The 21,460-nt window shown below is 59.2% G+C and carries 25 protein-coding genes; 4 read left to right on the forward strand and 21 right to left on the reverse strand.

Annotated features, from left to right (window positions below):
- Window positions 1–31: 31 nt before the first annotated feature.
- Window positions 32–514 (forward strand): peroxiredoxin, encoded by a 483-nt coding sequence (locus NIM86_RS02175; protein WP_253378741.1) that lies wholly within the window; start codon window positions 32–34, stop codon window positions 512–514.
- 12 nt (window positions 515–526) lie between these two features.
- Here NIM86_RS02175 and rnhA read toward each other — a convergent pair whose 3' ends face one another.
- The 10 genes from rnhA to coxB all read right to left on the reverse strand — a co-directional run bounded on the left by rnhA (window position 527) and on the right by coxB (window position 9,154).
- Window positions 527–973 (reverse strand): ribonuclease HI, encoded by a 447-nt coding sequence (gene rnhA / locus NIM86_RS02180; protein ID WP_253378742.1) that lies wholly within the window; start codon window positions 971–973, stop codon window positions 527–529.
- Window positions 970–1,935 (reverse strand): homoserine kinase, encoded by a 966-nt coding sequence (locus NIM86_RS02185; RefSeq protein ID WP_253378743.1) that lies wholly within the window; start codon window positions 1,933–1,935, stop codon window positions 970–972. The genes rnhA and NIM86_RS02185 overlap by 4 nt, the downstream gene beginning before the upstream one ends.
- 7 nt (window positions 1,936–1,942) lie before the next feature.
- Complete coding sequence (gene ispH / locus NIM86_RS02190) at window positions 1,943–2,947, reverse strand: 4-hydroxy-3-methylbut-2-enyl diphosphate reductase (protein ID WP_253378744.1); 1,005 nt, start codon at window positions 2,945–2,947, stop codon at window positions 1,943–1,945.
- Window positions 2,948–3,008: 61 nt separating this feature from the next.
- Window positions 3,009–3,773, reverse strand: coding sequence for an SURF1 family protein (locus NIM86_RS02195; RefSeq protein WP_253378746.1), 765 nt, complete (start codon window positions 3,771–3,773; stop codon window positions 3,009–3,011).
- Between the two features lie 79 nt (window positions 3,774–3,852).
- Window positions 3,853–4,731 (reverse strand): cytochrome c oxidase subunit 3, encoded by an 879-nt coding sequence (locus NIM86_RS02200; protein ID WP_253378748.1) that lies wholly within the window; start codon window positions 4,729–4,731, stop codon window positions 3,853–3,855.
- Window position 4,732: 1 nt separating this feature from the next.
- Entirely contained in the window at window positions 4,733–5,356 is a 624-nt protein-coding gene (locus NIM86_RS02205; RefSeq protein WP_253378749.1) for a cytochrome c oxidase assembly protein, read from the reverse strand.
- A complete protein-coding gene (locus tag NIM86_RS02210) occupies window positions 5,353–5,511 on the reverse strand; it encodes a CoxF protein (RefSeq protein WP_253378750.1) in 159 nt (52 codons plus the stop codon). Before NIM86_RS02210 ends, NIM86_RS02205 begins: the two co-directional genes overlap by 4 nt.
- Window positions 5,512–5,513: 2 nt before the next feature.
- Window positions 5,514–6,455, reverse strand: coding sequence for a heme o synthase (gene cyoE / locus NIM86_RS02215; protein ID WP_253378751.1), 942 nt, complete (start codon window positions 6,453–6,455; stop codon window positions 5,514–5,516).
- Between the two features lie 128 nt (window positions 6,456–6,583).
- The gene (ctaD, locus tag NIM86_RS02220) at window positions 6,584–8,236 is read right to left on the reverse strand and encodes a cytochrome c oxidase subunit I (RefSeq protein WP_253378753.1); all 1,653 of its coding nucleotides are present in this window, start codon (window positions 8,234–8,236) and stop codon (window positions 6,584–6,586) included.
- Window positions 8,237–8,242: 6 nt separating this feature from the next.
- Window positions 8,243–9,154 (reverse strand): cytochrome c oxidase subunit II, encoded by a 912-nt coding sequence (gene coxB / locus NIM86_RS02225; protein WP_253378755.1) that lies wholly within the window; start codon window positions 9,152–9,154, stop codon window positions 8,243–8,245.
- Between the two features lie 320 nt (window positions 9,155–9,474).
- On the opposite strand from coxB, the gene NIM86_RS02230 reads away from it, so the two are divergent.
- The 3 genes from NIM86_RS02230 (at window position 9,475) to NIM86_RS02240 (ending at window position 12,324) form a co-directional block, all read left to right on the forward strand.
- Window positions 9,475–9,999: an invasion associated locus B family protein gene (locus tag NIM86_RS02230; protein ID WP_253378757.1), complete on the forward strand. Its 525-nt coding sequence runs from the start codon at window positions 9,475–9,477 to the stop codon at window positions 9,997–9,999.
- Between the two features lie 92 nt (window positions 10,000–10,091).
- Window positions 10,092–11,516: a metalloprotease TldD gene (tldD, locus tag NIM86_RS02235; RefSeq protein ID WP_253378759.1), complete on the forward strand. Its 1,425-nt coding sequence runs from the start codon at window positions 10,092–10,094 to the stop codon at window positions 11,514–11,516.
- A gap of 91 nt (window positions 11,517–11,607) precedes the next feature.
- Window positions 11,608–12,324: an NAD-dependent deacylase gene (locus tag NIM86_RS02240; RefSeq protein WP_253378760.1), complete on the forward strand. Its 717-nt coding sequence runs from the start codon at window positions 11,608–11,610 to the stop codon at window positions 12,322–12,324.
- On the opposite strand, the gene NIM86_RS02245 is transcribed toward NIM86_RS02240, so the two are convergent.
- The 11 genes from NIM86_RS02245 to NIM86_RS02295 form a co-directional block, all read right to left on the reverse strand.
- Window positions 12,321–13,553: a class I SAM-dependent RNA methyltransferase gene (locus NIM86_RS02245; RefSeq protein WP_253380663.1), complete on the reverse strand. Its 1,233-nt coding sequence runs from the start codon at window positions 13,551–13,553 to the stop codon at window positions 12,321–12,323. The two genes, NIM86_RS02240 and NIM86_RS02245, sit on opposite strands and share 4 nt — an antisense overlap.
- A gap of 35 nt (window positions 13,554–13,588) precedes the next feature.
- Window positions 13,589–14,344 (reverse strand): TlyA family RNA methyltransferase, encoded by a 756-nt coding sequence (locus NIM86_RS02250; RefSeq protein ID WP_253380665.1) that lies wholly within the window; start codon window positions 14,342–14,344, stop codon window positions 13,589–13,591.
- 93 nt (window positions 14,345–14,437) lie between these two features.
- A complete protein-coding gene (locus tag NIM86_RS02255) occupies window positions 14,438–14,689 on the reverse strand; it encodes an exodeoxyribonuclease VII small subunit (protein WP_253378762.1) in 252 nt (83 codons plus the stop codon).
- 4 nt (window positions 14,690–14,693) lie between these two features.
- On the reverse strand, window positions 14,694–15,632 hold the full coding sequence (locus NIM86_RS02260; RefSeq protein ID WP_253378763.1) for a histone deacetylase family protein: 939 nt from the start codon (window positions 15,630–15,632) through the stop codon (window positions 14,694–14,696).
- 42 nt (window positions 15,633–15,674) lie between these two features.
- A complete protein-coding gene (locus NIM86_RS02265) occupies window positions 15,675–16,667 on the reverse strand; it encodes a PliI family lysozyme inhibitor of I-type lysozyme (RefSeq protein ID WP_253378764.1) in 993 nt (330 codons plus the stop codon).
- Window positions 16,664–17,095, reverse strand: coding sequence for a pyridoxamine 5'-phosphate oxidase family protein (locus tag NIM86_RS02270; protein WP_253378765.1), 432 nt, complete (start codon window positions 17,093–17,095; stop codon window positions 16,664–16,666). Before NIM86_RS02270 ends, NIM86_RS02265 begins: the two co-directional genes overlap by 4 nt.
- A gap of 64 nt (window positions 17,096–17,159) precedes the next feature.
- Complete coding sequence (gene aroC / locus NIM86_RS02275) at window positions 17,160–18,266, reverse strand: chorismate synthase (protein WP_253378766.1); 1,107 nt, start codon at window positions 18,264–18,266, stop codon at window positions 17,160–17,162.
- Between the two features lie 80 nt (window positions 18,267–18,346).
- Window positions 18,347–18,952 (reverse strand): histidine phosphatase family protein, encoded by a 606-nt coding sequence (locus tag NIM86_RS02280; protein ID WP_253378767.1) that lies wholly within the window; start codon window positions 18,950–18,952, stop codon window positions 18,347–18,349.
- 35 nt (window positions 18,953–18,987) lie between these two features.
- Window positions 18,988–19,812 carry an enoyl-ACP reductase FabI gene (gene fabI, locus NIM86_RS02285; RefSeq protein ID WP_253378768.1) on the reverse strand — a complete coding sequence of 275 codons (825 nt, stop codon included), beginning with the start codon at window positions 19,810–19,812 and terminating at the stop codon, window positions 18,988–18,990.
- An 86-nt stretch (window positions 19,813–19,898) separates the two neighbouring features.
- Window positions 19,899–20,858 (reverse strand): DnaJ C-terminal domain-containing protein, encoded by a 960-nt coding sequence (locus NIM86_RS02290; RefSeq protein ID WP_253378769.1) that lies wholly within the window; start codon window positions 20,856–20,858, stop codon window positions 19,899–19,901.
- A 95-nt stretch (window positions 20,859–20,953) separates the two neighbouring features.
- Window positions 20,954–21,379 (reverse strand): RT0821/Lpp0805 family surface protein, encoded by a 426-nt coding sequence (locus NIM86_RS02295; RefSeq protein ID WP_253378771.1) that lies wholly within the window; start codon window positions 21,377–21,379, stop codon window positions 20,954–20,956.
- Window positions 21,380–21,460: the final 81 nt, after the last annotated feature.

A 21,460-nucleotide genomic window follows, 5' to 3' on the forward strand; every position in this document is an offset into this window, starting at 1 on the left:
CGGATCGACCGTCGACGAAGAGGGACAAGCAATGACAATCGCCAAGGGCCAGAGACTGCCATTCGGGTCATTTATGACGCCAGGTGCCGACGGGCCGGAAAAAATCGCCACTGATGCGCTCTTTCAGGGAAAAACTGCCGTCCTGATCGGCGTACCGGGCGCTTTCACGCCCACTTGCTCACTGAACCATCTGCCGACCTTCATCGACAAGAACGATGCGCTTCGATCAAAGGGCGTGGAAGAGATTGCGGTCATCTCGGTGAACGACCCTTTTGTGGTGAAGGCATGGCGTGATTCCACCGGGGGCGAAGGCAAAGTGACCTATCTGGCAGACCCTAAAGGCGAATATATCCAATCACTCGGCCTCGACATGGATATTCCCGGCCTGGGCGGTCTTCGTTCCAAGCGGTTCTGCATGCTGGTCAAAGACAATGTTGTCCAGGAACTGATGGTCGAGGACAGTCCCGGTGAGAGCGGGAAGACCGACGCCGACGCGCTGCTCGCCAAACTCTGAAGGCTTCGGTATCTAGTCTTTTCTGGGTTTGAAGGGTTCCATGCCATTGCGCGCCAGTTCATCGGCGCGCTCGTTCTCCGGATGACCGGCATGGCCCTTTACCCAGTGCCATGTCACGTCATGGCGCGAGCGGGCCTCATCCAACGCCTTCCAAAGCTCTTCGTTTTTGACAGGCTTCTTGGCGGCTGTCTTCCAGCCATTGCGTTTCCAGCCCTCGATCCAGCCGCGAATGCCATCACGCACATAAACGCTGTCGGTATGCAGATCGACACGGCACGACCCCTTCAAGGCGTTCAATGCTTCGATCGCAGCCGTCAGCTCCATGCGGTTATTGGTGGTCAATGCCTCGCCGCCGGAGAGTTCTTTTTCCTGCGCGCCATGGCGAAGCAATGCGCCCCAGCCGCCAGGCCCGGGATTGCCCGAACACGCGCCGTCGGTAAAAATTTCCACGTGCTTCATTCGGCAAGACCATATGCTTCAGGATCCTCAACCTGCGCATGATAGCGCATCCACGAAAGGGGTTGGCGCGGGTCCTTCTTCGTGACAGTCGCGCCTTCGGGCGTGTGTATCCAGTCATAGAGACGCGTAAGCATGAAGCGTGTGGCTGCGCCCCTGCAGAGCGTCGGCAGTGCAGCCTTCTCGGCATCCGACAGACGACGCACGCTCTGATAACCCCTTAACAGAGCCTCGCCCTTTTGCCGGTCGAAGCGGTGATCGGCATCGAAGCACCAAGCATTCAGTACGATGGCGACGTCGTAGGCGAAAAGGTCGCTACAGGCGAAGTAGAAATCGATAAGCCCGGAAAAGCGGTCGCCCAGAAAAAAGACGTTGTCGGGAAAGGCGTCAGCATGGATGACCCCCGCGGGCAAATCATGCGGCCATTCTGCCTCCAGGCGATCCAGCATCGCGCGGCTTTCCGCGGCCAGGCCCTCGATCACCGCGTAGGCCTTGTCACCAACCTGTTCGAAAAGCGGCCGCCAGTCGGACAGCGATAGCCCGTTCCGGCGCGTGCCTTCAAAATCGGCCACATCGACGTGCATCCGGGCGAGAGCTTCTCCGACGCCTTCACAGTGAATATTCAGCGGCTCGCGCGGCCACACGCCCTCCAGAAAAGTCACCATTGCAGCCGGACGGTCGGCCAGATGACCGATTACCCCGCCGTCGCTCCGCTGGACCGGTTGCGGACATGCAAAACCTTTGCCGGCAAGGTGATCCATCAGGCCTACAAAAAACGGCAATTCCTCTTCATTCACTCGCTTCTCGTAAAGCGTGAGAATGAATTCGCCGCCCTCAAGATGGACAATGAAATTGGAGTTCTCCACTCCCTCCGCAATGCCGCGATAGGACAGCAATTCGCCAAGGTCGTACTGTGCAAGGAAATCGCGCAGTTGGCCTTCGGTAATGTCCGTGTAAACCGCCATGAAACGCTCAGGCCGCTCCGTTGACGAAGGCCATGTCGGCGGGCGTCAATTCGACGTCGCGCAGCGCCCGCATGACAGGGAAGGTTTCGTTTTCCTCCATGGCGAGCGCGATATCCACCGTTACATCGAACCGCTCGCGGAACGATTCGATGATCGCATCGACGATAATTTCCGGTGCCGAAGCGCCCGCCGAAAGCCCGACGAGAGCGCCGTCGCCAAGCCGGTCCCACCATTCGATCTCATCGGCCTGCTGTACAAGCTTGGCCAGCTTTGCGCCGCTCCGCTCGGCAACCTCGACCAGTCGCCGCGAGTTGGAGGAATTGGGCGCGCCGACAATCAGGAAAAGATCGCAGCCCTCCGCCGCCTGCTTGACCGCATCCTGACGGTTGGTGGTGGCATAGCAGATGCTCTCCGCAGCCGGCGCTTCCATGTGCGGGAACCGCTGCTTCAGACGAGCAATGATGCCAGCCGTGTCGTCAACCGAAAGGGTGGTCTGCGTGACGAAGCCGAGTGACACATCGTCGGAGAAGGCGAGTTTGTCGGCGTCGTTTTCGGTTTCCACCAGCGTCACTTCGCCTTCGGGCAGTTGCCCCATGGTGCCGATGACTTCGGGGTGGCCTGCGTGGCCGATCAGCAGAACATGACGGCCAAGCCGGCGGTGGCGCATGGCTTGCTTATGAACCTTGGAGACGAGCGGACAGGTTGCGTCGAGATAGAAAAGACTACGTTCTTCCGCATCCTCCGGCACGCTCTTCGGCACGCCGTGAGCCGAAAAAACGACCGGGCGGTCGCGGTGTTCCGGCGGAATTTCGGACAATTCTTCGATGAAGATCGCCCCCTTGGCCCTTAGTCCCTCTACCACGTAGCGATTATGCACGATTTCGTGGCGAACATAGACGGGCGCGCCGTGTTTCTTAATGGCCAGCACGACGATCTGGATGGCGCGATCAACGCCGGCGCAAAAGCCGCGCGGCTCGCAAAGGCGGAGCGTCAGCTTCGGTCGTGCGGTCATGAACATCCTCGATTTCGCTGCAATGCGCTGGGCCTCAACTGGGGTCTGACGCCCTACCCTGTCAAGCGCTGCCCGGCCGACGCCGCGATTGCCAGATTGCGTATGCCACCACGCCCACAAGAACCAGAGCAAGGCCGTACCAGGTCAGAGCGTAGGATAGGTGATTGTTCGGCAGGTTGACCTGCGTCACACCTGGCCGGGGCGCAGTGCCAGGAGGAACGGCCTCGCCGGGCCGTCCGAGATCGACGAAGATCGGCACGATATGGTTGATGTCGATGTTTAGCGCGGCGGCCATGGTCGACCCGTCTTTCCAGAAAAAGGAAGAATTTTCGGGCTCATTGTCGGGCAGAAGAGAGGATGGCTTTTTCGTCGGCATTTCACGGGCAATGCCTTCGATATTCTGGATATCTGAAGCCACACCTTCACCCGCCTCGAAATTGCCCCGCTGGTCGTAGGGAACGAAGCCGCGATTGACGAGCAAGATGTCCCGTCCGGACTCAGGCCACTGGCCGGGCTGCAGCTTGAATGGCTGATATACGTACCAGCCGGACTGGCCATCGAAGGTGGCCAGAAAGAAGACCGCCTTGCCAGCGACGAAGCGTCCGGTCGCTTGTACGGGCGTGAACTCCACGCCGCCTGAATCCCCGGCACTTTTCGCGATCTCATTGAGATCAATAACCTTCTGGTGAATGCGCGCATCGATTGTCGCCAGCAGGTTCTCTTTCCATGCCAGGCGATTCACCTGCCACGTGCCAAGGCTCATCAGGACGACAAACGCCCCTACGATCAAGACGGTGGCGGCGACGAAGCGCAGATTCGATCTCATATCTTCCGCCGTTTCGAAAAGGAAAAGGCGGGACAAGCCCGCCTTTCAAAGATGAAGATAGGTTGCTTTCGCGCCAATCCTAGTGATGGGCGATGGGCGCGCCCCAGCTGGCCCAGACGTAGATACAGAAGAAGAGAAACAGCCAGACCACGTCCACGAAGTGCCAGTACCATGCGGCAGCTTCGAAACCGAAGTGCTTTTCTGGCGTGAAGTGTCCACGCATGGCGCGGAAAAGGCATATCAGAAGGAAGATCGTACCGACGAGCACATGAAAGCCGTGGAAGCCGGTCGCCATGAAGAACGTCGCGCCGTAAATGCTGTTCTTGAACGCGAAGGGCGCCACTGCGTACTCGTAGAACTGAACGCACGAGAAAAGAATGCCGAGCGCAACGGTCAGCGCCAATCCCCAGATAAGTCCCTTTCGATCGCCGTGAATCAGCGAATGGTGTGCCCAAGTGACGGTGGTGCCGGACAAAAGCAGGATCACCGTGTTGTAAAGAGGCAGATGCAGGGGGTCGACGACCTCAATGCCCTGGGGCGGCCATTGACCACCCGTATAATCGGAGCGTGTGACCTGAACCGCTTCACCGGCAAAGAGGCTAGCGTCGAAGAACGCCCAGAACCATGCCACGAAGAACATCACTTCGGAGGCGATGAACATAATCATGCCGTAGCGGAGATGAAGTGAGACCACGCGTGTGTGGAAGCCCTCATGGCTTTCCTTGATCGTGTCCGACCACCAGCCGAACATGCAGTAGAGCACCAGCACAAGGCCGATGAAGAACAGCCAGGGATTAGCCAGATCGAGGCCAAGGAACGGCAGCGGCGAACCCATCGCATAGCGCATCCATGCGATCGCGCCGAGCGCCATCACCAATGCGCCAATAGCCGAGAGCACCGGCCATGGGCTCGGATCGATGATGTGATAATCATGCTTCTTTGCGTGGGCGTCCGCCATATCAATCCCCGGTTGTCTTCCGCGCGATCGAGCGCGTGGTCACATTATCCGTCCTCCCAGCGGATGCCACTGCATCGCTGTCCCGGTCAAGTGGGAACATGGTGTAGGACAGGGTTATGGTCTTCAGATCGGCCAGTTCCGGCACATCCAGAATGTCGGGATCGACATAGAAGGTGATCCCCATATCGACCTTTTCGCCCGGCTGAAGCGTCTGTTCGGTAAAACAGAAACAGTCGATCTTGTTGAAATATGCGCCCGCCATTTCCGGCGTCACATTGAAGCTTGCCTGGCCCGAACTCGGCCTATCGATCAGGTTCTTCGCCGTGTAGTTGACCACGGCGGATTCACCCAGCCGCACCGTTACCGGCGCCGCGGGCCTGAAGTCCCACGGCACGTCAGGCGCATTGGCATCGAAGCGGATGGTTATCTTACGATCGACGATCTGGTCAGACCCAGCGTCCGCCCTCTGCGTGGTGCCGCCATAGCCCGTCACCTGGCAGAAAATCTTGTAGAGCGGCACCGCTGCGAAGGAGAGCGCACCCATACCGACGACCAAGCCAAGAGCCATGCCCGCCGTGGCGACGTTGCGGCGGCTCTTCCTTTTGTCAGCCGGGTCCGCGGTCATTGGCCGATATTCCCGAAATAACGGATCGTATAGGCGTAGAAGAGTATCACCAGCGCGCCCAGCACCAACGCGATCGCTATGGAACGCATTCGCCGCGCCTTCTGCTGCTGCGGCGTCAGTTGAACGCGCTCCTGCTGCTTGTCTGGCTCGACCATTCTCAGCCTCCGATTACCGGATAGAACGGCGAGACGATATGGTCGACCAGCAGACCGGCGAAGATCGCGAATAGATACAGGATCGAGAAACCGAACAGGCGTTTGGCCGGCGTCATCTTCTCATCACCGTCTGCCATGCGAAGCGTCTGCCAGGCGTGACGCAGAAAATTGAGGCCGAGAAGTGCGGCTACAATCCCAAAGATCGGGCTGGCAAAGCCGAGCAGAGCGGGCGCCACTCCAAGCGGCGCAAGGAGAAGCGAATAACCGAAGATTTGCCGTTTTGTAGACGCTTCGCCCGCGACATTCGGCATCATCGGAATACCGGCCGCGCCGTAATCCTTGCATGCGAACAGCGCGAGCGCCCAGAAATGCGGCGGCGTCCAGATGAAAATGATGAGGAAAAGGACAATCGGCTCGATGCTGATCGCGCCCGTAGCGCAGGCCCAACCCAGCAGCGGCGGAAAGGAGCCGGCAGCACCGCCAATTACAATGTTCTGCGGCGTCGTGCGCTTGAGATACATCGAGTAGATGACGGCATAGAAAAAGATCGTGAACGCCAGAATACCAGCCGACAGCCAGTTCACCATGATACCAAGCGTGGCGACCGAAAATCCCGAAAGGATGAGACCGAAAGCGAGCGCTTCGCCCGGCTGAATGCGTCCGGCGGGGATCGGTCGCTTGGCTGTCCGACGCATTATGGCGTCGATATCGGCGTCGAACCACATGTTCAGCGCGCCTGAAGCGCCTGCGCCTATTGCGATACAGAGAATGGAAATGAACCCAGTGAAGGGATCGACGGTCCCTGGCGCCACCACCAGCCCCACCAATGCGGTGAAGACCACAAGGCTCATTACGCGCGGCTTCAGCAGCGCAAGAAAATCGCCGGGCGTGGCTTCAGACAGATGCACGCTCTCGGTGATGTCCTGATCCTGCACGATGCTCATTTCGAGGCTTCGCTCCGTTCAATCCGGCCGTTGGGAAATCGTTACGACCGAGGCCAGCACCTTTTCTTCACGGTGCAAACCGCCGGCCACAGGCCGACGGCTTTTTCTGTCTTTCGGCTTCCGCGTGGTTAGCGGATGCGCGGCAGTTCTTCCCACTGGTGGAAAGGCGGCGGTGAAGAAAGCTGCCATTCCAGCGTGGTTGCGCCGACACCCCAGGGATTTGCCGCTGCCGGACGTTTCTTGATCAGAGCCTCGATCGCGCCGACCGCAAAGACGACCATTGCGACAACAGAGATGTAGGAGCCGATCGAAGAGACGAAGTTCCAGCCGGCAAATGCGTCCGGGTAGTCGATGTAACGGCGCGGCATTCCGGCGAGGCCGAGGAAATGCTGCGGGAAGAAGGTCACGTTCACGCCGATGAACATGATCCAGAAATGCAGCTTGCCGTAGAGTTCATTGTACATCGTGCCGGTGATCTTGGGCCACCAGTAGTACCAGCCGGCGAAAATACCGAAGACGGCTCCGAGGCTAAGCACATAATGGAAGTGCGCCACCACGTAGTAGGTGTCGTGATAGGCGCGGTCGAGGCCGGCATTGGCCAGTTGCACGCCGGTCACGCCACCCACGGTGAACAGGAAGACGAAGCCGATCGACCAAAGCATTGGCGTGGTGAACCGGATCGAGCCACCCCACATGGTCGCAATCCAGGAGAAGATCTTGATGCCGGTCGGCACCGCGATGACCATCGTTGCAAACACGAAGTAGCGCTGCGTGTTGAGCGAGATACCGGTCGTGTACATGTGGTGAGCCCACACGATGAAGCCGACCGCGCCGATGGCGACCATGGCATAGGCCATGCCGAGATAGCCGAAAATCGGCTTGCGGCTGAAGGTCGAGATCACATGGCTGACCACGCCGAAGGCCGGCAGGATCAGGATGTACACTTCCGGATGACCGAAGAACCAGAACAGATGCTGGAACAGGATGGGGTCGCCGCCATATTCCGGGGCGAAGAAAGCGGTTCCGAAATTGCGGTCGGTCAACAACATGGTGATAGCGCCCGCCAGAACAGGCAGCGATAGCAGCAGCAGGAACGCCGTTACCAGAAGGCTCCAGGCGAAAAGCGGCATCTTGTGCATGGTCATGCCGGGTGCACGCATGTTGAAGATGGTGGTTATGAAGTTGATCGAGCCGAGGATCGACGAGGCTCCTGAAAGGTGAAGCGACAGAATCACGAAATCCATCGCCGGCCCAGGGGCCGCGGATGTGGAAAGCGGCGGATAGACCGTCCACCCCTGCCCCGGACCGTAACCGCCCGCATTGCCGGGCATGAACATGCCGATCAGACCGAGAATAAGCGCCACCGGCAGCAGCCAGAACGAAATGTTGTTCATGCGCGGAAACGCCATGTCCGGCGCACCGATCATGATCGGCATCATGTAGTTGCCGAAGCCGCCGAAAAGCGCCGGGATGACCACGAGAAACATCATCAGCACGGCGTGCATGGTGACGAACACGTTGTACATCTGCTTGCCGCCGTCGATAGCCGCATCGCCGGTGAAGCCGTAAATGATCGACGCCAGGCCGTCGAAGATCTGAATCCCCGGCTCCTGCAACTCCATGCGCATAAAGATCGACAACGTCACCGCGATGAAGCCGGAGGTCAGCGCGAACATGAGATAGAGGATGCCGATATCCTTATGGTTGGTCGAGAAGAACCAACGCTTGAAAAAGGACGGCTTGTGGTCGTGATGCGCATCGTGCGCCGCTACGGTCGCCATCGTCGTTTACTCCGTCATCGTCTTGTTGGCGCCAGCGGTGGCGTCCGCGAGTTTTTTGTTCTTGTCGGCTTCGATGGAAGCCGCCAGAGCGCCGAACGCGCCCTGAAGGTCCGAACCCGCCGACTGAATGAACGTGTTGTACTGATCCCTGCTGACCACACGCACCGCAATCGGCATATAGGCGTGGTCCTTGCCGCAGATTTCAGAACACTGGCCGTAATAGATGCCTTCTTTCTCGGCGCGGAACCAAGCCTCGTTGATGCGGCCGGGAACGGCGTCGTGCTTCAAGCCGAACGCCGGCATGGCGAAGGCATGGATCACGTCGGCGCCGGTGACGAGAAGGCGAATGGTCGTGTCGACGGGGACGACCAGTTCGTTATCGACAGCCAGTAGGCGCGGATATTCTTCCAGATCCGTTTTACCGGAAGCTTCCCGGTTATCATTGGCCAGAAGGATCGAGTCGTAAGAAATCGCTTCTGCGCCCTCTTCAGCATCCGCAGGCGGCTGATATTCATATCCCCAATACCACTGGTAGCCCGTCGCCTTCACGGTCAGCTCGGGTTCTTCATCGGGCGTGTATTGTGCGGTCAGAAGATTGAAGGACGGGATCGCCAGAAGCAGAAGGATCAGAATCGGCGCCGCGGTCCAGATGACTTCGATCACCGTGTTATGACTCGTGCGCGACGGCACCGGGTTGGCGCTTTCGCGAAAACGGAATGCGACATAGAGAAGCAGCGCCAGAACAAACAGAACGATCGGGATGATGAACCAGAAGGTATAGGTCTCGAACCAGACGATCTGTTCCATGATAGGCGTCGCCGCCGGTTGCAGGGTAAACTGCCATGGCTCTGGTTTTGCAGCATGGGCTACACCGCCGCCAAGCATTACAGTCAAAAGGCTGGCAGAGATTCTCTTCATTGCCGTACCGTCTCCTCGATCGGAATGCCCCTCGGCAGCTCGCGCCTTGCGTCTGAGCCGCCCGTGATCCGCGCTCTCAAACCACACTCCAAGCAACTGTGCAACATGCAGTTGGGTCGTATGGCCCGCTCTCCAGGGCAGTATGAATAGGCTTCTTCTAATGTGTTATGCGCCGTTCGAAAAGAGCCGATGGCACAAAACCGTATCCTCCTTTTGGACGTATTGCAGTGTCAGGGAAATGCCGCCGTCGCTCTTCGACTGGCAAAATGGCAACGAACGCGCCATGTTGGCGCAATGACGAATCGCTTGGAGATCGATCAGTGAAGCTTTCCCGCTGCCGGTTGCAGACCATTTTGCTGACCCTTCTCGGCCTTTTTACTCTCGCGATTGCCTCACCTGCCCATGCGCAGGACGGTGTGGTCAAAGAAACATATGGCGAGTGGAAGCTGGTATGCGACACGCCGGCTGGCGCGTCGTCGGAGCAATGCGCGATCATTCAGCTGGTTCTGGACGAAGAGGCCGATATCGGACTTTCGGCCATCGTCCTGCGGACCGCCGACGGTAAGGCCGAACTGCTTCGCGTGGTGGTGCCCCTCGGTGTTGTGTTGCCGAACGGCCTCGGGCTTCTTGTCGACGAGCAGAATATCGGCAACGCACAGTTCACTTCTTGCCTTGCCGATGGCTGCTACGCGCAGGTCGTTCTCAACGAGCAGCTTCTCGAGACCATGAAAAACGGCAAGAGCGCTACCTTCGTCGTCTTCAAGACGCCGGAAGAGGGAATCGGCGTTCCGATTGAACTCGGCAATTTCGCCGAAGCCTATGAGGCTCTCGGTAAATCCAACTGATCGAGAGCGGCTCTCAAGCGGCGGTGACGGAATGCGCACGCATTCCTATATGCATCGGCACGCGCCCGATGAATTCATAAAGGACAAGCCGCATGACCGACAGCCTTGTCGAACAGTTCGATGTCTCGCCGGAAGAAGTCCGCTCCATTGTTGCCGATGCCGTTGGCCAGGGCGATGATGGCGAACTCTACGTCGAATATACCGAAAGCGAAGCCCTCGCCTTCGATGACGGCAAGCTGAAGACCGGCAGTTTTTCCACAGATCGCGGTTTCGGCCTGCGCGCGGTGGCTGGCGAAGCGACCGGATACGCCCATTCATCCGATCTTTCGGCCCGGAGCCTTCGGCAGGCTGCGTCCGCCGTGAAGGCCGTCACAGCCGGCCATTCCGGCACGGTGGCCGACGCACCGGCTGGAACCAACAAAAAGTTGTATGGCGACGTCAATCCAATCCTTTCGCCTGGCTTCGATGAAAAAGCGCAGCTTCTGCAGACCATCGACGCCTATTTGCGGGACCGCGATCCGCGCGTCCGACAGGTCAGCGCCTCGCTCGTCGGCTCCTGGCAGCAGGTCGAAATCTTGCGGGCCGATGGCCGGCTTGTGCGCGATATCCGCCCGTTGGTGCGTGTGAATATTTCCGTGATCGTCGGCGAAGGCGATAGACAGGAGACAGGTAGCGCCGGAATGGGCGGACGCTCCGGCTTTGGCGACTTCATCGCTGAACAAAGCTGGCAGGATGCGGCGGACGATGCATTGCGGCAGGCGCTCGTCAATCTGGACGCAAGACCCGCTCCGGCCGGAAGCTTCGATGTCGTTCTCGGCGCGGGGTGGCCTGGCGTCATGCTGCATGAGGCCGTCGGCCATGGCCTCGAAGGCGATTTCAACCGCAAGAAAACCAGCGCCTTTTCGGATTTGATGGGCAAGCGCGTCGCGGCGCCCGGCGTGACGGTGGTCGATGACGGCTCGATTTCGGAGCGGCGCGGTTCGCTTACCATCGATGATGAAGGCACGCCTACGCAGCGGACAGTGCTGATCGAAGACGGCATACTTGTCGGCTATATGCAGGACAGGTTGAATGGACGGCTCATGAGCGGCGCCTCCACGGGCAACGGCCGGCGCGAGAGCTACGCGCATTCCCCCATGCCGCGCATGACCAACACGATCATGGAAAGCGGAGAGCACGACCCAGCCGAAATTATCGCTTCGGTCAAAAACGGTATTTACGCCGTCTCCTTCGGCGGCGGGCAGGTGGATATCACATCGGGCAAATTCGTCTTCGGCTGTACGGAGGCCTATCGCATCGAAGACGGTAAGGTCACGCACCCTGTGCGAGGCGCCATGTTGATCGGCAACGGACCGGAAGCGATGCGTCGAATCGATATGATCGGCAACGATTCAAAACTCGACCGTGGCATCGGCATGTGCGGCAAAGCCGGTCAAGGCGTACCTGTCGGCGTCGGCCAACCGCATCTTCTGATGCGCGACATGACAATTGGCGGCACCGAAGCCAAGGCGGCTTGAACAATCCCTTTTCCATGGGGTTCAGCGCCAGGCTCTCCTTGCAATCACGCCGTGAAAGGATCGCAAAAGCAGCGTTGCAGAAGGACGTTTTATGGCTAGAAGCCCCAGCATCGTTATTCTGACCGGGGCGGGCATTTCGGCTGAAAGCGGCCTCCACACGTTTCGGGACAAAAACGGAATCTGGAATCGCGTCAGGTTGGAGGACGTCGCGACACCGGAGGCTTTTGCCGCTCACCCTGCCCGCGTTCAAAAGTTCTACAACAAGCGTCGGGCGATGCTGCCAAGCGTTCAGCCCAATGCCGCCCATCACGCTCTTGCCCGTCTCGAAAAAACCTATGACGGCCTGGTTACCATTATCACGCAGAACGTCGACGATCTGCACGAGCGGGCTGGCTCCGACTCGGTCATCCATATGCATGGTGAACTGAACAAATCGCTGTGCGCGGCCTGCGGCACTTCCATTCCGCACAAAGGCGATCTCTCCATCGATAGCGAATGCGGCCATTGCGGCGCAATCGGACGATTACGTCCCGACGTCGTCTGGTTCGGCGAAATGCCCTACCAGATGGACCGCATCTACGAACTTCTGCGCGACTGCGATCTCTTCATTTCCATCGGCACGAGCGGGAATGTCTATCCCGCCGCGCAGTTCGTGCAGGAAGCGAGCCATGGTGGCGCTCATACGCTCGAAATCAATCTGGAGCCATCGCTCGGCGTCTCCGATTTTGCGGAGACCCGACACGGGAAAGCAGGCGCGCTGCTGCCTCTCTTCGTGGACGAGGTCCTGACCGGCCAGTACCGGTTCTAGCGCAAAGACCGTCGGCGCGGTTTGCCCGGCTTCTCTAGCAGAGCAACAGCTTCAAGGTGATGCGACCAGAGAAACTGGTCGATTGGCGTCACCGACTTCAGGCGGTAGCCACCCTCGATCAGGAGGGAAAGATCGCGTGCCAGCGTGGTCGGATTACAGGATACCGCCGCAACTTTCTGAACATCGCTTTTCGCCAGTTGCCAGCACTGCGCTTCCGCACCGGCGCGCGGTGGATCGAAGACCAGCCCTTCAAAGGACTTCAGTTCCTTCCACGTGAGCGGCCGGTCGAAGAGATCGCGCTTTTCGGTCGTTACACGCCGTAGTTTCTCGCCGTGGCGGAAGCCACGATCCAGTGCGGCGATAGAGGCCGCATCGCCTTCGACGGCGTGGACCGTCGATGACCGGGCAAGACGGAGGGCGAATGTGCCACAGCCTGCAAACAGGTCGGCGACGTTTTTTGCGCTTCTCAGATGATCGGTGACGAGCTTCGCCATCGCCTCTTCCGCATCCTCTGTCGCCTGCAAAAATCCACCCGGCGGCGGGACGACATCGACCTGACCGAAGGCGACGACCGGCTTTTGAGCCTCGACCAGGATTTCACCGTTGAGCGACAGACGAGAAAAACGCGCCTTCAGAGCAAAATCCGTTACCGCGCGGCGGTCGATATCGCTCAAGGCGGACAATCCAGCGAGAGCAATATCGAGACCGGTGCGCGCCGCCGTGATCGTAATGGAAAACGGTTTGCTATCCTGCGCCGCCAGAACTGCCATCTGTCGAAGCCGCGGCAGCGCATCGACGATTTTTCGGTCGGCGACAATGCATGTTTCGATAGGAACGATCCGATTCGACAGGGCTGCATGATAGCCGAGCAGAAGACCACTCTCCGTTTGCCGGGCGCTCAGGCTCACGCGGCGACGTGCATGCTCCGCGCATGGCACGATCTCGGCGATGTCGCACCCAATACCGCGTGCTTGCAGCGCATCGACCAGTTTCTGCCGTTTCCAGGTTTCATAAGCGGCACGCTCCCAATGTTGCAGGGAGCAACCCCCGCAATCTGTAAAATGGGGACATGGCGGATCGACGCGCTCATGTGATGCTTCGAGGATGGCGATCGGCTCGCCGCGTCCCTTGGATACGGCGGCGCTTACCGTCTCGCCAGGAAGGGTGAAGGGGATGAAGGCGCTATCGCCCGACAAGTCGCTGGCGACGCCGTCGCCCTGGTCACCCATTTTATGAACCGACCAACGCGCTGCGGTTGTCGGTTTCACTCGGTATTCCTCACGCCCGCCAGAAGAAATTCGCGATTGCCTTCTCCGCCGAGTATCGGGCTCGGCACAACGCCAAGCGAACGCCAGCCGCGCTGGCGATCCAGCCACATGCGTATGTCATGGGCCACCGCCTCGGCGACCGCTACCGATTTGACGATGCCGCCTTTGCCGATCTGGGCTGGCGAGAGTTCGAATTGCGGCTTCACCAGCAGAACACAGCGCGCGCCGAACGGCGCGATCTCGAGAGCTGGCTGCAACGCCAGTCGCAAGGATATGAAAGAAACATCGGAAACAATAAGATCGGGACGGTATGGCAAGGCGTCCGAGGTGAGGTTCCGCGCATTGAACCCTTCCATGACCGTCACCCGGGGATCGGTGCGCAGGCTTTCATGCAACTGTTCATGGCCGACATCGAGCGCGACGACGTGTTCGGCGCCCTCATTGAGCAAGATTTGCGTAAAACCGCCCGTCGAGGCACCGACATCCAGCGCTTTAGCCCCCTTCACATTTAGGCCAAAGGATTCGATGGCGTGATCCAGCTTCAGCGCTGCCCGCGATACGAAGCGAAGTGCCGGATCGTCCACCATGATTTCGCAGGCAGTGGAAAATGTCTGCCCCGGCTTTTCCGTGTGACGTCCATCGACCCGGACCGTGCCGCGAAGGATCGCGTCTCGGGCGCGTGACCGAGTGTCGAACACCCCGCGCTCGACAAGCAGTTGATCCAGTCTCTTGCGTTGTTCCACCAATCCCATGATGGATGGGTGCACCGAACAGACGCGCCGATCAAGTAGCAGATCGCGCTTCAACGGATTTCGTGGGAAAATCCAGAACGGCAGACGACTATTCTATTCGGGGTCGAGGGGCTCGGCGCCTGTCGGCTGACCATCCCTGGAAAGGCGAATCTTCTCCACCTTGTCCTCAGCGCTTTTGAGAAGCTTGTCGCAACGCGCTTTCAAAGCTTCGCCGCGTTCATAAAGACTGATGGAGCGTTCCAGAGGAACATTGCCCTCTTCCAGAGCCGTGAAGATTTTTTCCAGCTCCGCCATCGCCGCCTCGAAGGAGAGGCTTTCAACAGGGCTACTTTCGGCCTCTGCCATAGTGCTAGCCCTCCATCATGCGGCGGATATGAGTGGCCGAACTGGCTGCCAACCCAATCAGGTCGTAACCGCCTTCAAGAAAGCTCACCACGCGGTGGTTGCAGAGTGCGCCGGAAACGTCGAGCAGTTTTCCCGTCGCCCAGTCAAAGTCGTCCTCCACCAGATTAATCGACGAAAGCGGGTCGCGATGGTGGGCGTCAAAACCGGCGGAGATAATCATCAGATCCGGCTTGAAATCGACCAGTGCCGGCAGAACCCGCTCGTTGAATGCAGCTCGAAACGCATCGCCATCATCGCCCGCGGAAAGCGGCGCATTGACGATATTGCCGTGTGCGCCCGTCTCATCCTTCGCGCCGGTGCCGGGATAAAGCGGCATCTGATGGGTGGAGCAGTAGAGAAAGTTCGGGTTGTCCCAAGCGATGTCCTGGGTGCCGTTGCCATGATGAACGTCGAAATCAATCACCGCGACGCGATCGGCGCTATGCTTTTCCAGTGCGTGAAGAGCAGCGATTGCCGCCGTATTGAAGAAGCAAAAGCCCATCGCTCTGGTCTTCTCGGCGTGATGACCCGGCGGCCGGGCGGCGATGAACGCATTGTCCATCTCGCCAGACATTACCGCATCCACAGCAGAAATACCCGCTCCGATAGCCCGCAAGGCGGCCTCCCAGCTTTTCGGGCTTGCGACCGTATCTTCATCGAACCGATAAAGCGTGTCGGTACCGTCTCGCGGTATTCCGGCGCGTACGGCCTCCAGGTGCCCTTCGGGATGGGCGAGGAGAATTGCATCTTCCGATCCGATAGGCGCTTCGACCCGAATAAGGTTCTGGAACGCTTCATGCGTAAGCGCCTGATCGACCGCTGCAAGACGGTCGGGCCGCTCCGGATGTCCCGGCCCGGTCAAATGCTCCAGAAAGATCGGATGGTGGTAGAGATGTGTCGTCATGATGGTGTTGTAACGCCTTCGGCAAAAACGGCAATGCGCGCGTCAGCGAAAGGCGGTGGCGTAGAGTTTACCAGCAGCCGAGCGCATCACGACCGCGTCGCCAATAATCGCCATGTCATCGGCAATGGTGAAATCTAGCGTCAGGCGATGGACCACTTCATCGCCCCTTCCGAAGATTAGTGCGCGTCTCTCGCGCTCCGGCACCGCCCAGTCTTCGTCCTGCCTCACCGCCGTCGACAGATCACGGCTGCCAATGGCGTGGTTGGAGAAAAGAGTTTCGCCGCCTAGCCTGGTTGATTTCGACAACGCGCCATCTTCGAACCGCCATTGAAGCAGCGGGCCGCCGAGGTGAGGTGTGATGACGGCCATGACCGGCGCTTTGTCGTACACCGGCAAGGGGTTGAGCCAACGGTTGGGCCGCCCGATGGGTTCGCTTGCGGCACGCTCCGTTAACACACCATCGACAAGCCCCCAGATCGATAGCCTGGACCCTGTGGCGGCGTCGCTCACGACGGCGATGACTTCCGTGAGCCCATCGCCATCCAAATCGGCCAATCTCGGCGTCAAATCCTCAAAGACTGAGTTAGTCGGCAGATCAGCGTTGAACGTTTCGCCATCGGCTGTTCGGACAACAAGGCTTCCGGCCTCGAACTCATCGCCCAAAACGCCGTGGGCGTAACGTCGTGTCGGACCCGCATACCAGGCCTCGCGAATATCGCCCTCCGCATGCTCGGCCACCGTCCCATCCGGCAGTCCACCGGCGGGTGTCGGACGAGCCTGCTCTGCGCGGCCGGCTTTTTGAGCGCATACGAGCGTCACGGCGCAAGGCTCAAGCTTGGCATAGCCCTCGTCTGAGCGAATAAACACGCCCGACTTCAGAAGAATGACGTCCTTGACCGGCTGCGGCGTCGAAATCTCGACAACTTTTCTATCGTCCGGTCCGCCACCGGGCTCTTGAGCAACCGCTTCGCCAAGGTAGATCGGCGCGGCAATCGCAGCGATCAGCGCCATACCGGCAACACCTGGTGGTCTCACCCTTTCGATCCGTCCAGGACGAGTTCGCCATTGTCTTCGCCATCCCAGTAGGCGATGCGCTCAGCGGTTACTTCCAAAAGCACGAGCCCTTCGGTATCCACACCGTCCTTGAACCATGCGTCGAGATCGCTGACCCAATGGTCGCGAAACGCTGCTTTGTCCTGAATGACCCGAGCCTTGCCTTCCAGCGCCAATGATAACCAGTTTTCACCTTGAAAGGTCAGGCAGACCTGCGGGTCCTTTTCGATGTCGGCAACCATTCGGGCATCGTCCAGCGTGAAGAAATAGGATGTGCCATCGTACTCGACGTCGGAATTGTTGCTCATCGGACGGGCGCCGATGCGATTGCCGGCGGTTTTGCTGCACAACATGCAGATATCGATCTTCGCCATCCGTTCGGCGAGGTCGCTTAAGGTCATTTCCGTCATAGTGAGCCGCTCCATTATCATTTCAGTCCATAACGTCTGGAACGGGCGGGAGTTCGCCTAAAAATCAGATCCGTCCGGTCTGCCCACGGTGCATCAGGTAGGCGTCAGCGATCGCGCAGGCCACCATGGCTTCACCGATGGGTACGGCGCGGATGCCAACGCAGGGGTCGTGCCGGCCTTTCGTCACCACGTCGACATCCTGCCCCTGCCGGTCGACGCTGCGGCGTGGCGTCAGAATGGACGATGTCGGCTTGACGGCAAAGCGTGCGACGACCGGTTCGCCCGTGGCGATTCCGCCGAGAATGCCGCCAGCCTTATTGGACAGAAATTCCGGTCTTCCGTTCCGATCCATCCGCATTTCGTCGGCGTTTTCAACGCCGGTCAGGCGGGCCGCGTTGAACCCCTCCCCTATTTCAACACCCTTAACGGCATTGATGCTCATAAGGCCCGCGGCGATTTCGGTATCGAGCTTGGCGTATATCGGAGCACCGAGACCGGCGGGCACGCCCTCGGCGACGATTTCTATGATCGCACCGACGCTGTCATGCGCCTTGCGCACTTCGTCCAGATAGGCTTCGAAGACCGGAATGGAGGCGGCGTCCGGCGTGAAAAACGGATTATCATCCCGCTCGACGACCGACCAATCCCAACTGGCCCGGTCAATGTCCTTTTCTCCCATCGCGACCAGCGCGCCACGCACTTTCAATCCGGGAACGATTCTGCGAGCGATCGCTCCGGCGGCGACACGGGCGGCGGTCTCACGGGCGGAAGAGCGGCCCCCGCCACGATGATCGCGCAGACCATATTTGACGTCGTAGGTGTAGTCGGCATGACCGGGCCGATACTGATCGGCGATCTTGCCGTAGTCTTTCGAACGCTGATCGGTATTCTCGATCATCATCGCGATAGGAGTACCGGTGGTTACCAGAACATCTTTACCGGCGCTCGGCTCATCCATGACGCCTGAGAGAATTTTCACCTCATCGGGCTCGCGCCGTTGCGTAACAAAACGGCTCTGCCCCGGTTTGCGGCGGTCGAGTTCGTGCTGAATATCGTCTCGCGTGAAACGGATGCCGGGCGGGCAGCCATCGATCACACAGCCAAGAGCCGGTCCGTGGCTTTCACCCCAGGTTGTAACCCGGAAAAGATGGCCGAAACTGTTGTAGCTCATGGCGAAACGCCCTCTCGCAGAACCGTGGCGGAAGGGCCTCTCCTAAACGCAAAGCGCGCAATGCGGCAAGACGGAGCAGGCTAAAGCCAGCGGACTTTACCATTCTCAAGAAGGGCGATGCGGTTTTGCGGGACGATCATCTCGGCAGCTTCGTCCTCTGAAAGATCACCGAAGAGCCGAAACGCGCATCGAAGGATGCCGCCATGGCTGACACAGATGGCGGGCTTTTCGGCTTGCAGAGTTTCGTCGAACCACGGCTTCAAGCGCTTGAGCAGAATTTCGTAGCTCTCAGCGCCTTCGCCGGGCGGCACGAAGTTCCATTTATCGGCTTCCCGGCGGGCCGAAATGCCGGGATCCCGCTGTTCAAGTTCGGCAAATGTATATGTCTCCCACTCGCCGAAGCTGAGTTCTCTTAACCGATCATCGGTCGCAAAATCGTCCTCAGGCACGTGAAGGCTGCGGCGCACGCGGCGCATGGTCTGCCTCGTCCGCAGCATGGGCGAGGAAACGAAGAGGAAGTCGGTAACCGGGCGCGACAGGTGCTCTCGAAGAAATTCGCCGTTCTCCAAGGCTTGCGTTTTGCCCTTTTGATTGAGCGGACGGTCTGTCTGACCCTGCAGGCGGTTTTCGGCGTTCCAGTCCGTCTGGCCATGGCGGATGAGGTAGATCGGCGGTGTGTGCGGCACGTTCTCGTCTTTTTCCGCTGGAGAGATTTCGCCCGTCAGCTATTGCCGGTGACGACTGCGATATCGGGAGCATCGACGGCTTTCATGCCCACGACATGATAGCCGCTATCGACATGCAGGATTTCTCCCGTCATCCCGCGACCGAGGTCGGACAGCAAATAGAGCGCCGAATCGCCAACCTCTTCAATCGTGGTGTTGCGTTTCATCGGCGAGTTCAACTCGTTCCACTTCAGAATATAGCGAAAGTCGCCAATGCCCGACGCGGCGAGCGTACGAATGGGACCGGCGGAGATGGCGTTGCAGCGAATGCCGCGATTGCCAAGATCGACCGCCAGATAGCGCACCGACGCTTCCAGCGCGGCCTTGGCGACGCCCATCACATTGTAGTGCGGCATCACCTTTTCCGCGCCGTAATAGGTGAGCGTGAGCATGGAGCCGCCATCATTCATGATGGCCTCGGCCCGGCGGGCCACCGCCGTGAATGAATAGACCGAGACATCCATGGTGCGCAGAAAATTGTCGCGGCTGGTCTGCAGGTATTTTCCGTCCAGTTCGCTCTTGTCGGAAAAGGCGATGGCGTGGACGACGAAGTCGATCTTGCCCCACTCCTTTTCCAGCTTGTCAAAGGCAGCATCGATGGAATCGGGGTCGGTGACGTCGCAATCGCTGACAAGAAGCGCGTCCAGTTCCTCACCGAGCGGTCCGACACGCTTTTTCAGCGCCTCGCCCTGCCATGTCAGCGCGATTTCCGCGCCGGCGTCACGCAGCGATTTGGCAATGCCCCAGGCAATGGATTTCTTGTTGGCGAGGCCCATGATCAGGCCCTTCTTGCCAGCCATCAGCCCGGATGTGTCGGCCATTTTTCAGAATCTCCAAATGCATGCGCAGCGCGGGACTAATCTTTAGTCGCTATTGCACATGCCTAGGAGGCGTTCAAGTTCAGCGCTCAGCCCTGATCGGCGGTTTCATGACGCAGAAACTGTTCCAGAGCCGCATCACCACCCTCTGGCAGCATGATGCGCAAATGAACCAGCAGATCGCCTGCGCCACCGCTCTTGCGGGGAAGGCCTTTACCGGGAATGCGAAGCACCTTGTCGGAGGACGACCATTTTGGAACGGTGACCGCCACACGTCCGCCCTTCGGCAAATCCACAGCTACTTTGCCGCCGAAGACGGCTCGCTGCAGATCGATCGGCAAATCGACATGCAGATTGGCGCCATCAACGCGGAACCTCGAGTGATGCGCAAAGCGAATCGTGATCAACGCATCACCGGGCTCACCGCCCATGGGGGATGCGCCGCCCTGCCCCCGCAACCGGATCGTCTGGCCATCCTCGACATTATCGGGCAGCTTGACGGCCAGTTTCCGGCCATCCGAGAAGACCGCTGTTACCTTATCGGCTCCCATAACCTGTTCGAGCGTGACATCGAGGGTCGCCTTTACGTCTGGACCCTTGCCGGAAAAACCAGATGCCGACTGGCGGCGCGCACCGGCGCGGCCGCCGGCTCCACTGCGAGCGGCACGGCCGAACAATTCGGAAAAAATATCGTCGGTAAAACCGCCGCCCATGCCCCCGGGACCGCCGCTGCGGAACTCGAAATGACTTGCACCCGGATCGCTTTGGCCCCTGCGAAACCCTCCAAAGGGATCGTCTCCGCCAGCAAAGCCAGCGAAGGCCGGCTTGCCCTCTGCATCGATCTCACCAGCGTCGTACTGCTTACGTTTGGCGGCATCGCCAACCACGTCATACGCCTGGCTGATCTCAGAAAAGCGGTCGCGCGCCTTCGGATCATCCTGATTGGCGTCGGGATGATATTTCTTGGCGAGTTTGCGAAAAGCACTTTTGATCTCTTTTTCGGACGCCGTCTTGCTGACGCCGAGAACGGTGTAAGGGTCGCGTGCCATCGTGTTCGACTGTGTCCATCGCTCAGAAAACGGTATCTGTCACCGGAAATATGGGGTGCAACACACTGGATTTCCAGACTTCGTTGCTGAACCGATCAAACCTTCTGGAAGCTCGTGACTTTCCAATCCTCGTCTATCCTGCGGCATATTTCCGCAGTCCAGAGTGCGGCACCCTGATAGGTCTGGCGGTGGATCGTGAACTGGCGGCAGGTTACGCCGATATCGGTCGTTTCGCGAACGCCCTGCACGGTTCCCGATGCGCCGGTGGTCGCGTTTCGCCAAGAAACCGCTTCGCCAGTATAAGCTTGGAGGTCGGTGGCTATCACCATGCCGATCACAGTATCGCGGTCACTCTTCAATTCATCTTCGACGGCGTTGCCGAACGCGCTTGGCGGCGATGACTTGGCGGGGCCCGCATCAATCGATCCGGTGATGAGGGACGGGTCGTCGTCAATAGCGGCCAGATTGACGCCGCCGCCGCACCCAGCCACCACAAAGGCCTGAAAAAGAAGCGCTGTCACCGGGACAAACGGCGACTGGCGCTTTCGTATGTGCTGCCTTAACTGATGGCTAGCGGCCAATTCCGCGTCTCCAAACGCAAC

It is taken from the genome of Notoacmeibacter sp. MSK16QG-6, from assembly GCF_024158145.1.
Lineage (GTDB): Bacteria > Pseudomonadota > Alphaproteobacteria > Rhizobiales > Rhizobiaceae > Notoacmeibacter.

Bases quoted from the DNA above. Each gene is read 5' to 3' on its own strand.
- NIM86_RS02175 (WP_253378741.1), top strand. From the start codon at position 32: ATGACAATCGCCAAGGGCCAGAGACTGCCATTCGGGTCATTTATGACG.
- rnhA (WP_253378742.1), bottom strand. From the start codon at position 973: ATGAAGCACGTGGAAATTTTTACCGACGGCGCGTGTTCGGGCAATCCC.
- NIM86_RS02185 (WP_253378743.1), bottom strand. From the start codon at position 1,935: ATGGCGGTTTACACGGACATTACCGAAGGCCAACTGCGCGATTTCCTT.
- ispH (WP_253378744.1), bottom strand. From the start codon at position 2,947: ATGACCGCACGACCGAAGCTGACGCTCCGCCTTTGCGAGCCGCGCGGC.
- NIM86_RS02195 (WP_253378746.1), bottom strand. From the start codon at position 3,773: ATGAGATCGAATCTGCGCTTCGTCGCCGCCACCGTCTTGATCGTAGGG.
- NIM86_RS02200 (WP_253378748.1), bottom strand. From the start codon at position 4,731: ATGGCGGACGCCCACGCAAAGAAGCATGATTATCACATCATCGATCCG.
- NIM86_RS02205 (WP_253378749.1), bottom strand. From the start codon at position 5,356: ATGACCGCGGACCCGGCTGACAAAAGGAAGAGCCGCCGCAACGTCGCC.
- NIM86_RS02210 (WP_253378750.1), bottom strand. From the start codon at position 5,511: ATGGTCGAGCCAGACAAGCAGCAGGAGCGCGTTCAACTGACGCCGCAG.
- cyoE (WP_253378751.1), bottom strand. From the start codon at position 6,455: ATGAGCATCGTGCAGGATCAGGACATCACCGAGAGCGTGCATCTGTCT.
- ctaD (WP_253378753.1), bottom strand. From the start codon at position 8,236: ATGGCGACCGTAGCGGCGCACGATGCGCATCACGACCACAAGCCGTCC.
- coxB (WP_253378755.1), bottom strand. From the start codon at position 9,154: ATGAAGAGAATCTCTGCCAGCCTTTTGACTGTAATGCTTGGCGGCGGT.
- tldD (WP_253378759.1), top strand. From the start codon at position 10,092: ATGACCGACAGCCTTGTCGAACAGTTCGATGTCTCGCCGGAAGAAGTC.
- NIM86_RS02240 (WP_253378760.1), top strand. From the start codon at position 11,608: ATGGCTAGAAGCCCCAGCATCGTTATTCTGACCGGGGCGGGCATTTCG.
- NIM86_RS02245 (WP_253380663.1), bottom strand. From the start codon at position 13,553: ATGGGTGACCAGGGCGACGGCGTCGCCAGCGACTTGTCGGGCGATAGC.
- NIM86_RS02250 (WP_253380665.1), bottom strand. From the start codon at position 14,344: ATGGGATTGGTGGAACAACGCAAGAGACTGGATCAACTGCTTGTCGAG.
- NIM86_RS02255 (WP_253378762.1), bottom strand. From the start codon at position 14,689: ATGGCAGAGGCCGAAAGTAGCCCTGTTGAAAGCCTCTCCTTCGAGGCG.
- NIM86_RS02260 (WP_253378763.1), bottom strand. From the start codon at position 15,632: ATGACGACACATCTCTACCACCATCCGATCTTTCTGGAGCATTTGACC.
- NIM86_RS02270 (WP_253378765.1), bottom strand. From the start codon at position 17,095: ATGACGGAAATGACCTTAAGCGACCTCGCCGAACGGATGGCGAAGATC.
- aroC (WP_253378766.1), bottom strand. From the start codon at position 18,266: ATGAGCTACAACAGTTTCGGCCATCTTTTCCGGGTTACAACCTGGGGT.
- fabI (WP_253378768.1), bottom strand. From the start codon at position 19,812: ATGGCCGACACATCCGGGCTGATGGCTGGCAAGAAGGGCCTGATCATG.
- NIM86_RS02290 (WP_253378769.1), bottom strand. From the start codon at position 20,858: ATGGCACGCGACCCTTACACCGTTCTCGGCGTCAGCAAGACGGCGTCC.